Genomic DNA, 13,424 nt, shown 5'->3' on the forward strand with positions numbered 1-13,424 from the left:
AACCAAGTAATGAACAACATCCCAATTACCGGAATTCTCTTTCTGATGTTAAGTAGCGGAATCTACGGCCAAGAACTGTTCCACGACGATTTTGAAGCCGACCTCGGACAATGGGAATACCAAGAGCCGGGCATTGCCCAAATCATCGAAACTGCTGATATCGCTCATCGATCGGTACTTCAGCTGACCCCAAATAAATCCGCGGAAAGTGTTCTGATCAAAGGTTCGGATACCTGGAAAAATGTGGTCATTGAGGGGCAGGCCCTCTTTCCGACAGATCAGCATGATTATTTAGGCCTTGTTTACAATTATCAGGAGAACGATCGAACTGATTTCGGGTGCATCTATATCAAAGGTAAAGGAAGTTATATTCGTGTAAACCCGCATCGTGATGGTAATGCTTCAAGGGCCTTGTACGAAGAATACAAAACACCATTGGCCGAGAACGCAGCAATAAAGGTCAATCAATGGTTTTCCTTCAAAGCGGAAATCATTGGCTCGGAATGTCATTTTTACGTTGCGGATATGGACCGGCCCAAGGTCATTTTCAAGTATTTTGAATATTCCAAAGGGAAAATAGGATTTAAGCCTCGACTGGTAGGTGGCGAGGTATGGTTAGACGATATTTCCGTTAAGCAAATCGAAGGCTTTAGTTATGCAACAGCATCTGACGCGATTACCTATCACCGCGACACGATGATCAATGATTGGAACGCTTTAGGGCCGTTCAGTACACGTATTGCTGAGGCAGAAAAATCCAAGGAAGATGTTCCTATTGTTATGGACGGGCAAGAATATGCTTGGTCTGATGTTACTACAGATCCTCGAGGTTGTCTAGTAGCGGGAAAGGTCTGCAGATACGCTACGGATGAAAAACTCGCTTATTTCTCAACTGAAATCGATTCGGAAAAGCAAACACAAACGGAAATTCAATTTAGTTCTTTGAATACCTTACATGTTTGGGTCAATTCAACCTATGTTGGGGTGATTGAAAAACAACGCCACGCCTGGTTTGATGCTTTTCAAGAAGAAGCACATGCTGGAAACGGTCTTCCGATAGCACTTCGAAAAGGGAAAAATAGAATCTTGGTATTGGTTGAAGGAGGTAATTATAGTGGCGATGGGTTTTATGCCTACATGAAGGGGTAACTATGGGTCGTGTCTCGATCTTATCCTCACTTTCTTTAATTCTTTGGCTTAGATAAGAACACGAGAGAGTGTTACCTATGGGTGGATATGCGATTGTCCATCCCATCTTCATCTTGACCAAACCTATTAGTTCGACTCTAGAATTGCCAGTACTATTTTGAATGTCATACTTTGCTCATTCCTTTTACGTTATACCTTTGTATTCCAATAGTAGAAGTAGCCTTATTCGATGAAAAAACTGTTCTATATTCTTTTTGCGTCTCTTTACGTCATTTCCTGTTCTTCCGATAACGATCCCATTCCGCCGATAGACAATGAAGTGGTAGTAAAGGAAGGGAAGCACGTTTTTCGCATAGCTACAAAAGCCCTTTCCGCAAAAACGGTTTTAGAGGGTACCCAAAAGAATCTGGAACCTGCATTTGCCTTGATCAGCATCAATGATAGTGATGGTAGCTCGATATTTGTTAGGGAAAAGTTGGCGCTGACGAAATCAAATGAGAGTTATATCACGGCTGAAGTACCTTTAGCGGAGGGGACATATGCCTTAACCGAATTCATAGTGACCGACGAAAATGAGGTACTCATTTCGCTGGCGCCCCAAGAAAATTCAGTTTTGGCCCAATTTGCGAGTAGTCCCTTACCTTTTGATTTTACGATCTCGCCTGACGAAACGAAGGTGACTGTTGCGGAAAACATCGGTGCCGCCGGCTATACTTCCGTTGATTTTGGGTATACGGGATTAACGTTGACATTTCCCGAAAATACCGATTTTTTTAGCATGACTGTTGATGATTCCGAGGCCGCTACAACAAAGGTTTTAAATTTAAAGTCAATTACGGGGTCCACCTATCTTGTAGATTGGGGCGATGGTACAATTGATGAATATGTTTCAACGATAAACAATTCAGGTATTGAAAATACGATTTCGCACGACTACACGGAGAACGGGGTCTTTACGATTACCGTGAGCGGAGCCATAGAAGCCATAGAACTCTTGGATTTTGGTAGTAATCAAGAGAACAACTTCGAAAGTCATCTTACGGAAATAGACATCGATAAGTTGATATTGCTCAAATCTTGTCAATTGTATCTGGGACAATTGACCGGTCTGAATACCTCCGAAAACAAAGCACTAGAATTCTTAGGGCTGGGTTACAATCAAGTCACAAGCTTGGATTTTACCGATAATCCTAATTTGAAATCCGTTTGGTTGCGATACAATGCGTTAACCGAGATCAACATATCGCAAAATCCGAATTTAGAATTCCTTTGGGTCGACGGCAACCAGATCTCTACAATAGATGTGTCAACTAATACAAAACTAAAAGTAGTCCTAGCGCGGGAAAATAATCTTGGCAGCATTGATTTCTCCAGTAATATGGTATTAGAGCGGTTCGACCTTGCAGATAATACACTATCGAACATCGATATTTCGTCAAATCTGGCTTTAATGGAAATCAATGTAGGAGCCAATAACCTAACTTCAATCGACCTCTCCAACAATGCTGAATTGGTCCGAGTCGATTTGTATACAAACCTGCTCACCAGCATTGACCTATCCGCAAATCAAAAATTGCGCGATCTATATATTGAGAATAATATGCTAACGGAAATCGATCTATCAACAAATCCGCTTTTGGAGCGTCTGATTATTGGGAATAATGATCTGTCGAGTCTGGATACCACCAACAACCCGGAAGTATTTGATCTACAAATCAACGGCAATCAATTCGATGGTACTTCACTAGATCAAATCATTTCACAAGTGTACGACCAAGCCGTTGTGAATACGATTTCTAATGGATTTATCAACTACACGAGCAACCCTGGAACGGAGCAATTAGCGAATACTACCATTGCCAAGCTCAATGAATTGGTTCTGGATTATGATTGGGCTTTTATCGGAAATTAAGTAGGAGTGGAGATTATCTTGCTCTAATGAAGACGTTGCGAACCTTTTGATACTTACATCGGTAATTGCATTGACCTATCTCTCATGGCAGTGGAGTGTCTTGATCTCAGGTCATAGCTATTTCGTGAGATAGATCATACCTCTAAAAAATCCTCTTCAAAACTCGATATGAAATCGTGTATGTACTTTCTATTTCGATGTTCTTTTTTAACGACCAAGTAGTGGTTTCGTTTGAGACCATTCTTGCCAATACGTTTAAATACCAGCTCACTTGATATTTTAAACGCACTTAATTGCCATTTTGGAGCACACATAATCCCCATATTCGCCTGTATCATTGACAATGTAATTTCCGTAAAAGGAATTGCGGATATCTTGGTCGGATGTATTCTGTTCGGTTTTAGAAACTGTTGGTAGACCGCCACGCCTTCTAAAGGAAAAGAGTTGATCAATAAATGAACGTTTCCAAAATGACTTGCATCTAAATAATCCAAGTTATTCAGTACATGTTCCGTATGCATAATAGCAAAAATCTCATCCTTAAAAACTTGTACACTTGTGAGTTCATCTGATTCAGGTTCCGATGTTACGATGGCCACATCAATGTCATTGGACAATACTTGTGATATCGTCTGATGGGTTGCCCCAAGACTTACTTCGATGTCGATCTCAGGATATAGAATCCCCATTTTTTGGATAAATGAAGGAATGGAATGGAAAAACGATTGACATTCGGCACTTAACTTGATCCCCCCTTTCGAACCTTCCGTTATATGCTTAATGTTACTAAAACCCTCATCAATAGAACTGAATAGTTTATTCGCTAGTTTATATAGTTCGGTACCTTCCTGCGTCAACTCCCATTTATTTCTTGTTCTCTTGAATACTTTGAACCCTAAACGTTCCTCCAATTCACGTAATTGATGACTCAAAGCGGACTGTGTTAAAAAGAGACGTTCCGTAGAATTGGCAATACTACCTTCTTCAGCGATTGTTTTTATGAGCCTGAAATACTTGAGTTCCATACATCCAAAGATAAGGTACTCACCCTATAGGTCGTAATTGAAATTATTTCAACTAGCATTTGAGGTATTTCATTTTCAGAACCGTGGATATGATATGATTCTTGTTATTTTTATAGAAACACTACTGTTCGAAACTTGAATTGAAACTTATGAAAACAAAAATACTGTTGTCTGCAGCTAGCGTGCTCTTTTTTTTAGGTCTGGGTGTTTCTTTTTCACAAAACGAACCATTACAGGATCACCTCCTTTTTTACAGTTCTTTCGATGGAAAACTTACTGCAGATGTATCCGTTGGTGACGGAATGATCTATACCGCTGAAAACTATAAAAATGCAGCGAGCGCGCAGGTCGGCTTAACCGACCCCAATGTTATCTTAGCTAAAAACGAGGGGCTAATAGGTGATGCACTTCACTTTAAAGAAGCAAAAACGTCCGCTGTTTTTTATAAGGCCTATAAAAATGTGGGATACAATAGTACCTCCTGGAGTGGTACGATATCCTTTTGGTTGCGACTGGATCCCAACAAAGAATTGGCACCCCACTATTGTGACCCCATTTGCATTACGGATTCCAAATGGAGCGATGCCGGCTTATGGGTAGATTTTACCGATCATAGCCCAAGAAGGTTTAGACTGGGTGCCATGGGGGATATTGCGGTCTGGGATCCGAATAATGATAGCGATGAAACGGATTGGGAAAAGCGTACGGTTACGGTAGATCCATCTCCATTTCAGTCTAACACATGGACCCATGTAGTTATTGTTTTTTCAGAGGTTAATACAAAAACAAAATCCGAATTCAAATTATATTTAAACGGCGCGTTCATTGGTGAAATAAAAGACATTAATGATCCCTTTACCTGGGACGCCGAAAATGGGAAAATTATGCTGGGCTTGGGCTATATTGGCTTAATGGATGAACTAGCTGTTTTTGACAAGCCCTTAAATTCTAAGGAGGTAAAGACTGTTTTCGAATTAAAAAATGGACTAAAAAGTTTCATAAGTAATTAACACAATGCAGGGACAGGGCAACCTAATTTGTTGAATTCGGTATTTTCCGGACTATCGAAATCGCAGACTTTTACTTTAGCGCATAATGGGAAGTATGCCATGAAAAAAAATAATATAATTTGTAAGTACCTAAAACAATATACGACTGTTCGAATAGTAAAATGAAAAAAGAGAATATTGATAGAGCTTTAGAGACCGGGGTAAAGATTTTGAGCCAGAAAGGGTATCATAGTCTTGGTCTTAGGGAGTTTTTGGAAAACGCTGAGATTCCGAGTGGTTCCTTCTACTACTATTTCAGGAGCAAGGAAGACTTTGCCGCCAAAGTATTGGAACATTATGGGGAGAAGGTTGGGGCGTACTTTGCCGGAAGGTTGCTGGAAAGTGATATGCCCTTTACAACCCGTTTAGAAATCGTCTTCAATGAGGAATTGGAGCGGTTGGAGGCAACGGAATGTAAGGAAGGTTGTATGATGGGAAGCCTGACCAGCGAAATTGCTGGGCAGAATGAGGTCATTCAAAAAGTAGTCGACGGTAATTATGAAAAGTGGCAAGAAATATTTAGCCGGTTTTTCAAAGCAGGGCAAGATAATGGTGATTTTTCCAAAAGTTTTGAAGCGAACGAAATGGCAGTATTCTTTTTGACCAGCAGACAGGGGGTGATGACCCGAATGAAGGCTTCCGGTAAGGTTGAATCCTACCGAGTGTTCATGTCCTTTATGATGAAGTTACTTAAGGGTTGATATTTTTTTAATAATTAATATACGAACGTTCTAATATCAATACAATAAACAGAAACACAATGAAAGTAAATGCATATGCGGTTCAAGAACAAAACGGCAAACTGATACCGTACACTTATGAATTAGGCCAAATTGGAGTAGAGGAGGTTGATGTAAAAGTTACCTATTGTGGGATTTGCCACTCAGACTTGAGTATGATCAACAACGAATGGGGCATGACCGAATACCCTTTGGTTCCAGGTCACGAAATAGTAGGGGAGGTGATTGCTGTCGGAAGCGCCGTGAAAAATGTAAGCGTAGGCCAAACCGTGGGTATGGGCTGGTTTTCGGGCTCCTGTATGAGTTGCTCCAGTTGTATGAGCGGGGACCACAATATGTGCGATACCGCCGAACAGACGATTGTTGGCAGGCATGGTGGATTCGCCGACCATGTCCGTGGACATTGGTCATGGGCCATTCCTATTCCTGAAGGAATGGATTCAAGTAAAGTAGGTCCATTGTTCTGTGGCGGCGCTACCGTATTCAACCCCATCGTAATTGCTGGTGTTCAGCCTACGGATTCCGTGGGGGTAATCGGGATTGGAGGACTTGGACACTTGGCATTGAAGTTTTTAAAGGCCTGGGGATGTGAGATCGTTGCCTTTTCTTCAAATCCGAATAAAACAGAGGAAATATTGGCTATGGGAGCGACCAAGGTCATCAACTCCAGAGACCCAAAAGAATTGGAAACGGTGCGGGGAAAACTAAAATTTATCTTGAATACCACAAATGTTGACTTGGATTGGGATGCCTATTTATCGGCACTTACAAAAAAAGGAAAACTACATACGGTGGGGGCCGTATTGGAACCTATGAAAATACCCGCTTTTAGCTTGATTTCAGGAGATAAGACGGTTGGGGGTAGTACCGTCGGAAGTCCTGAACTGACCAAAACAATGCTCGAATTCTGTGCAAGACACGATATCTATCCGACTGTGGAAGAATTTCCTATGAGAGAAGTAAATGAGGCTATGGAGCATCTTAAGGCAGGTAAGGCACGTTTTCGAATAGTCCTTAAAAATTAAAACCTATTGGATAGTTACCAATAAATCTTGTATAGTACAATTCTTATGATGTAATATACGAACGTTCTAATATATATATCAAAACAATAATAAATAAGTAAATCAGAAATGAAAACAAGTACAGAAATGACAAAAGAAACAAAAGCAGATGAAGTTCAAAACTTCAATGAATACAAGGAAGTCGAGAAGGCGCTACAAATCTATATCGATAGCGCAAAGTCAGGAGATGGTAAATTTAGTCGTACGGCATTCTATGACCATGCCCATATCTTAGGTTCTATAGGAGGGCGGCTATATAATATGACAGCTGACGAATTTGAGGGAGCGGTAACCGAAGGCGGTGCATCGCCGAATGTAAAAAGCCATATCGCATGGATAGATATCTCTGGTCCAGCTGCAGCTGCCAAGGTAGAGTTTATTGATTGGGGCGGACTTAGGTTCACCGATTTCTTTGTCCTTTACAAAGAGAACGGGGTATGGAAACTCAGTGGCAAGGTCTACGATTCACACGCAAATAATTAACCCATAAAAATCGAGTCAAATGAAGACCATAAGTATATTGTTGTTTTCCCTCATCACTTTTAACGCGCTAGCACAAAAGGGAACGGTTCATGAAAAACAGAGCTTTGATGAGTACAAAGAAGTAGAAAAAGCGCTACAGCCCTATATTGAAAGTGCCAGGACGGGTGATGGCAAGCTAAGCCGTTCGGCATTTTACGGCCATGCCCATGTTGTTGGTTCCGCGGATGGAACAGTATACAATGTCACCGCGGACCAATTTGAAGGTATTGTCGATGAAGGCGGCCCTTCCGAAGATGTAAAGCATCATATTGCATGGATCGATATTTCAGGACCAGCAGCAGCGGCCAAAGTTGAATTTTATAACTGGGGCGGATTCCGCTTTACCGACTTCTTTGTCCTTTACAAGGAGAATGGGAAATGGAAAATCAGTGGCAAGGTTTACGATTCACATTCGAATAATTAATCATAATCTTTATAAAACAACGTAAAATTGAAAAAACACTTTATCATGAAGAAAATAATTTTTAAAATCGTCTCATTTGTGCTAATCACTTCTTTAGGAACAGCCCAAGCACAGGAAGCCAAAGAATTGATTGCCAAAGTAGTGGAAGCCAATGGTGGTAAGAAGGCGTTATACAGATTAAAAGACGTGTCCTATGATTATATATTTAAAGTTAAGGAGAACAATCTAGCAGATGTTTCTAAAGAACGGTACATCTTTAGGGGAGAAGTCTCTTATGCCGAGTATACAAAGAGACAGGTTTATGTCCTCCCCCAAATGCCTGGCAAAAAATATACTCAGTTCTTTGATGGCAACAATTCTGTTTCAAAAATGGATGGAAAACCTATTACCGCAGAACAACCGGCCTTTCTTGGTCATATCTTCAGAAAAACAAACTACTATTGGTTCACCATGATGTTCAAGTTGTCGGACCCAGGTGTGAATCACAAACTATTGCCCTCGAGAAATGTAGATGGGATAGCTTATAAGGTGGTTGAGATGGGCTTTGGGCATAATATAGGTGAATCAAGCAAGGATCGGTATATTTTGTATATCAACCCTGACACCTATAGAGTAGATCAGTTTCTATATAATGCTACCGGATTTGGCCTTACCGAACCCAATCTAGTGAAAGTGAAGTATGAGGAAATAGATGGTATCTATTTAAGTACATACCGCAAATATGCACCTTCCGATTGGGATGGAAATGTAACGAAGGAATCTTGGACTGAACAGTTCTCTAAAAATATAAAATTTAATAATGGGTACAATTTAGACAACATTCAGAATTAATAATAGTAACTCTATTGTTACCATTCACTCATAAATTAAAAGTTCTACTCAAACCTGACTTGAGGTAAAATCGATTTAATGCCTTCCACAATAGGTGTTTTATTACTCCGGCCGGGTTTGGGTAAAAATGTATAGCTACAGGAATATGCCCGAAATAGAGTTAATCGTGTTCGGGCTTTCTTTTTTTAAAAAACAAACCCTTTAAACGTTTATCTACCGGTCTAATTCGGTAAATTGAACAGAATTCTAATCCAATGAAAATGAACATTATAATAGCATGAGCGGCACCCTAGGAAATCTAGCGGATAGAGGAGCTAAACTAGCTTCGAATCCAGCACGGATTGATTTTGAAATTTTCATGGAGGCGGCCCAAAACCTATATAACCCAGAGGAAAACCCCAACGGGGCATTTCCTCTGAACATTGCCGAAAACCAATTGATGACCTCGGAAATGAAGGGGCAGTTGAGTTCGATCATCAGGCACAACGAAATTCCGGATTGGACGCTCAAATATACCGCCCTATTGGGCAACATCGAGGTAAGAAAGGTAGTTGCGGAGTTTATGGAGCGGTACCTTTGCAAGGTTCCCATTATGCCGGATTCCATAGGCCTCTCCGCGGGAGCCTCCGCAATCATTGAAGTGAGTTCTTTTTTGATTGCCAATCCAGGTGATGTGGTTGTTATTCCAGCACCTTCATATCCGATGTACACCAACGATATGGGCATTAAGAGCGGAATGGAGCGCTATGATCTTCAGACCAATGATGCTCTCCAAAACTTTGGTTCCGAAGCACCGGTGACAACGGATTCATTGGATAGTACTTGGAATGAACTCAACAATCAGGGAAAGGTTTTTAAAATTTTATTGGTCACTTCCCCCGACAATCCGACCGGGAGCAGGTATACCGAAAAGGAGTTAAGGGCATTGGCACATTGGTGTATTCAGCACGAGGTTCACATGATTGTTAATGAAATCTATGGGCTTTCACTTATAGACATCCGAGATCAGAATCTTAAAGCCGATTACCCAGCTGGAAGGAGCTACGTCTCATTTGCCAAGATAATGCACGAAATGGATAATGACTTCCTGCATTTATGGTATGGGTTTTCCAAGGATTTTTCGATGTCGGGCCTACGGATAGGTGTCGTACATTCCTTGAACAAAAACTTTATGAAAGGCTTTGAAAATGCAAATGTTCCACACCTCGTCTCTAATATGACCCAATGGGTCCTTGGGGAGTTGTTAAAGGACACCCGTTTTATCGACACCTATATTTTGGAGAATCAAAAACGCCTTACCGGAAGCTATAAACTAATGGTAGCACATTTAAGAAAGAATGAAATTCCATATGTACCTAGTGAGGGAAGTTTTTTCGTTTGGGCGGATTTTTCCAAATACCTCGTTGAGGATAGCGATTACGGACAAGAGCGGCTCTGGTTGGACATTTATCACCATGCGGGAGTGCTCCTGACCCCGGGAGGTGGCTTCGGACATGAAAAAAAGGGATGGTTTCGAATAGTTTTTACGGCCGTACCCTTTGCCCATCTCAAGGTAGCAATGGAACGTATAACCACCTATTTATCGGGGCGCACCAATTGAACAGCTCCATATTGGTGAAAAAGGTTATCTTCAAGTTCGACTATATTGTTTCTTGGATGGACCGAAGCAATGGGTTTTGACCCAAACCGAGATCAATCGTTAAAAAAATCGATGGGTAAGTACAAGGAGATATTGGATCACATAGCCAGATATGTTGAATTATCGGAGCGAGAAATAGCCGAGTTTACTTCAATATTGAAAACCACTAGGGTAAAGAAAAGACAGTTTATCATTCAGCCTGGCTTCGTATCGGAATATCGAAACTATATCGTAAAAGGTGCGGTACGCGTTTTTTATTTAGATGACCTTGGAAAAGAACATACGGTAAGTATCGGAGTAGAAGATTGGTTTTTCACGGACTTTCACAGTTATCTCAATAGAACTCCCGCCGAATATTTTGCCGAAGCGCTGGAGGACTCTATTATTATACAAATGAAATATGACGATGTAGAGGAGCTCTGTGGAAGAATACATTCCTTATGTCAATACTTTAGGCTGTACATAGAAAAAGCCCTGTCCCATTCCAACCAAAGAGTCATTACCAATATTAGTAAAACCTCGGAAGAGCGCTATTGGGACTATGTCAATACATATCCTCAAATTGCCAATAGAGTGCCACAGTACGTCTTAGCTTCCTATTTAGGTATTTCTCCTGAATCTATCAGTAGAATCCGTTCGAAGTCCTAAAAAATTGATTTAAATCAATTTTAGGGCTTGACCTTCGTCAAGCTTTTTTCTTAACACACATCATATTTCACTCGTCGCATATGACGCAACTTTGTCATGTAACTAGTTGATGCATCGGTTACAAGTTTTATTCGAACCATATTTCTTTAAAACGTAATACGATTTTTAAACACAAAAATTAAAACAATATGAAGGCAGTAGTATACAAGGAAAGAGCAAAGATAGAGGTGGTGGATCTACCCAAACCTCAATTAGCAAAAGACGATGATGTTATCGTACGTATTACACTTGCAGGTGTTTGCGGAGCAGATTTGGAATTTACCCAAAACGGACCTGAAATGGGTCTATTTGAAGGCATGCGAATAGGGCATGAATTTGTGGGGGTAGTAGACCAAGTAGGTAAAGGTATCCACACCTTAAAGGTTGGAGACCGAGTTGTAGCTTCCGCTATGTTTGTCGATGGAGGGTGTTATTATTGCAAACGTGATTTGCCTTCGGCATGCGAACATGGTGGTTTATTTGGAACACCACTTTTTGCAGAGCATGGAGGTGATGATATCCAAGGAGGTCAAGCTGAATTTATACGTGTTCCTTATGGTGATTCTACATTGTTTAAACTTCCTGAAGGTTTGACCGGAGATGAATTTGATACCAAAGTGCTTCCTTTAGGAGATAACTTCGCTACAGGCTACCACGGAGCATTAAATGCGAATATCAAAACTGGAGAAACTGTGGTGGTTATCGGTGATGGTGCGGTAGGGCTAAGCGCCGTAATGGCGGCTACTTTATTCGGTCCCTCTACTATCATTTTGGTAGGGCGTCACGATAGTCGATTGGAATTGGCGAAAACTATTGGAGCAACGCACGTGGTAAATTCCAAAAACGAAGACCCCGTGGCTTTCGTAAAATCACTTACGGAGGGAAGAGGTGCAAATTCTGTTATCGATTCCGTAGGTAATAAAACAGCGATTGCCCAAGGTATGGAAATGACGCAGGCTGGCGCATCGATAAGTGTGCTTGGGTTCGGTCATCTGTATGAACCAGTTGAACAGCCTTATTCTTCCGCTTTGTTTAGAAATATAACGATTCATACCGGTGTTGTAAATGTAGCCGCGTACATGGAAAAATTACTTCCTATAGTGGAAAGAGGTGTCATCGACCCTAGCAAGATTTTTACTGACATTATACCATTGTCGCAGGCGGAAAAAGGATATGATTTAATGCGAGATCGTACATCAGGAACACTTAAAGTTGCCTTACGCCCTTAATACTTTTGCAGTAGAAGTTTAAACTCAAAAATAAAGTTGAGGTGTCGAAAAAGACTTTTTTCAAGTCCTTTTCGACACCTATTCACCTTAGAAAATCTTACTTCTTAACCCTATCCTTTCTTTTAACAACGCGCGTAAGGAACAATCCCAAAAAACGATAAAGTCAATAACTAAGGGCCTAAAAATAGTCTTCTAACACGTCTGAACGTTTTAGTATCGTTTAAATAATGTCTTCATGAATACGTATTTACTTCCAATTATTGCCATTAGTATTGGTGTTGGTATTGCTTTTATCACCAAAAAGCAAAAATCAATAGGTACTAAACTATTACTATCATTTAGTGGTGCGTTTCTATTGGCACTAGCACTTTTTGATCTATTGCCGGAAGTATATCATCATTTGGATACTCCACACACCGTACTTTTTATCATGTGCGGCATCTTATTACAGCTTGTTCTGGAATTTTTCTCAAAAGGGGCTGAGCATGACCATGACCACATACACCAAAAAGATATGGGTTTTCCATGGGTACTGTTCACAAGCCTTTGTGTCCATAGCTTTTTAGAAGGTTTTCCAATACACGAACATAATAATATGGTCTATGGTGTACTGATTCATAAAATTCCTGTAGCGGCATTATTAACCACATTTTTATTTCAATCTAACTACAGTAAAGCTCAAATTATCGGTTTCTTGCTAGTATTTACGGCAATGACCCCCTTGGGCACCTATATATCCAATAACACCATCTTAGCTACTGAATATCTAGATATTGTGAACGCACTTATGACCGGTATTTTTTTGCATATGGGGGCAACTACGCTATTTGAAACGAGTAAAGGGCACAAGTTCGATTTATCGAATCTAGCAGTAATATGCTTGGGTATTACAATGGCCCATTTTATCTAACATGTACTCAAAAAAAGTATCCGGATAGTTATGGTAAGGATTTCAAACCAGCTTTAAAAATTGATTCTCAATTCAATAACTGCACTACTCCTAAAAAAGGGAAGGTCAAATAGGCACTTCGTCTTCCTCAGATTTTTTTCCTGAAAAAGGGATTGAAACCCATTCCCTAGATTCATTGGAACATCTTATAAGAATAGACCTCAGCGGGATTCCTTGCATGAATAGAGAAAAAAATAGGGGGTG

At 40.5% G+C, this 13,424-nt stretch carries 13 protein-coding genes; 12 read left to right on the forward strand and 1 reads right to left on the reverse strand.

Annotated elements, in window-relative coordinates:
* The first annotated feature begins 9 nt into the window (after positions 1–9).
* Together ACKWCA_RS12800 and ACKWCA_RS12805 are read left to right on the forward strand one after the other, a co-directional pair.
* Complete coding sequence (locus tag ACKWCA_RS12800; RefSeq protein ID WP_413978598.1) at positions 10–1,149, forward strand: hypothetical protein; 1,140 nt, start codon at positions 10–12, stop codon at positions 1,147–1,149.
* A gap of 229 nt (positions 1,150–1,378) precedes the next feature.
* Positions 1,379–3,061, forward strand: a complete 1,683-nt coding sequence (locus ACKWCA_RS12805; protein ID WP_413978599.1) for a leucine-rich repeat domain-containing protein — start codon at positions 1,379–1,381, stop codon at positions 3,059–3,061.
* Positions 3,062–3,195: 134 nt separating this feature from the next.
* On the opposite strand, the gene ACKWCA_RS12810 is transcribed toward ACKWCA_RS12805, so the two are convergent.
* Positions 3,196–4,086: a LysR family transcriptional regulator gene (locus ACKWCA_RS12810; protein ID WP_413978600.1), complete on the reverse strand. Its 891-nt coding sequence runs from the start codon at positions 4,084–4,086 to the stop codon at positions 3,196–3,198.
* Between the two features lie 149 nt (positions 4,087–4,235).
* On the opposite strand from ACKWCA_RS12810, the gene ACKWCA_RS12815 reads away from it, so the two are divergent.
* The 10 genes from ACKWCA_RS12815 (at position 4,236) to ACKWCA_RS12860 (ending at position 13,181) form a co-directional block, all read left to right on the forward strand.
* Complete coding sequence (locus ACKWCA_RS12815) at positions 4,236–5,096, forward strand: LamG-like jellyroll fold domain-containing protein (RefSeq protein ID WP_413978601.1); 861 nt, start codon at positions 4,236–4,238, stop codon at positions 5,094–5,096.
* 161 nt (positions 5,097–5,257) lie between these two features.
* A complete protein-coding gene (locus tag ACKWCA_RS12820) occupies positions 5,258–5,836 on the forward strand; it encodes a TetR/AcrR family transcriptional regulator (RefSeq protein WP_413978602.1) in 579 nt (192 codons plus the stop codon).
* Between the two features lie 59 nt (positions 5,837–5,895).
* Positions 5,896–6,900: an NADPH-dependent aldehyde reductase Ahr gene (gene ahr, locus ACKWCA_RS12825; protein WP_413978603.1), complete on the forward strand. Its 1,005-nt coding sequence runs from the start codon at positions 5,896–5,898 to the stop codon at positions 6,898–6,900.
* Between the two features lie 126 nt (positions 6,901–7,026).
* Positions 7,027–7,422 carry a nuclear transport factor 2 family protein gene (locus ACKWCA_RS12830; protein ID WP_413978604.1) on the forward strand — a complete coding sequence of 132 codons (396 nt, stop codon included), beginning with the start codon at positions 7,027–7,029 and terminating at the stop codon, positions 7,420–7,422.
* A gap of 19 nt (positions 7,423–7,441) precedes the next feature.
* Positions 7,442–7,885 carry a nuclear transport factor 2 family protein gene (locus ACKWCA_RS12835; protein ID WP_413978605.1) on the forward strand — a complete coding sequence of 148 codons (444 nt, stop codon included), beginning with the start codon at positions 7,442–7,444 and terminating at the stop codon, positions 7,883–7,885.
* Between the two features lie 45 nt (positions 7,886–7,930).
* Entirely contained in the window at positions 7,931–8,716 is a 786-nt protein-coding gene (locus ACKWCA_RS12840) for a hypothetical protein (RefSeq protein WP_413978606.1), read from the forward strand.
* A gap of 277 nt (positions 8,717–8,993) precedes the next feature.
* On the forward strand, positions 8,994–10,316 hold the full coding sequence (locus tag ACKWCA_RS12845) for an aminotransferase class I/II-fold pyridoxal phosphate-dependent enzyme (RefSeq protein WP_413978607.1): 1,323 nt from the start codon (positions 8,994–8,996) through the stop codon (positions 10,314–10,316).
* A gap of 111 nt (positions 10,317–10,427) precedes the next feature.
* A complete protein-coding gene (locus tag ACKWCA_RS12850) occupies positions 10,428–11,003 on the forward strand; it encodes a Crp/Fnr family transcriptional regulator (protein ID WP_413978608.1) in 576 nt (191 codons plus the stop codon).
* Between the two features lie 188 nt (positions 11,004–11,191).
* Entirely contained in the window at positions 11,192–12,271 is a 1,080-nt protein-coding gene (locus ACKWCA_RS12855; protein WP_413978609.1) for a zinc-dependent alcohol dehydrogenase, read from the forward strand.
* A gap of 235 nt (positions 12,272–12,506) precedes the next feature.
* The gene (locus tag ACKWCA_RS12860; RefSeq protein WP_413978610.1) at positions 12,507–13,181 is read left to right on the forward strand and encodes a ZIP family metal transporter; all 675 of its coding nucleotides are present in this window, start codon (positions 12,507–12,509) and stop codon (positions 13,179–13,181) included.
* Positions 13,182–13,424: the final 243 nt, after the last annotated feature.

The sequence above is a fragment of the Maribacter corallii genome (assembly GCF_047345415.1).
Lineage (GTDB): Bacteria > Bacteroidota > Bacteroidia > Flavobacteriales > Flavobacteriaceae > Maribacter_C.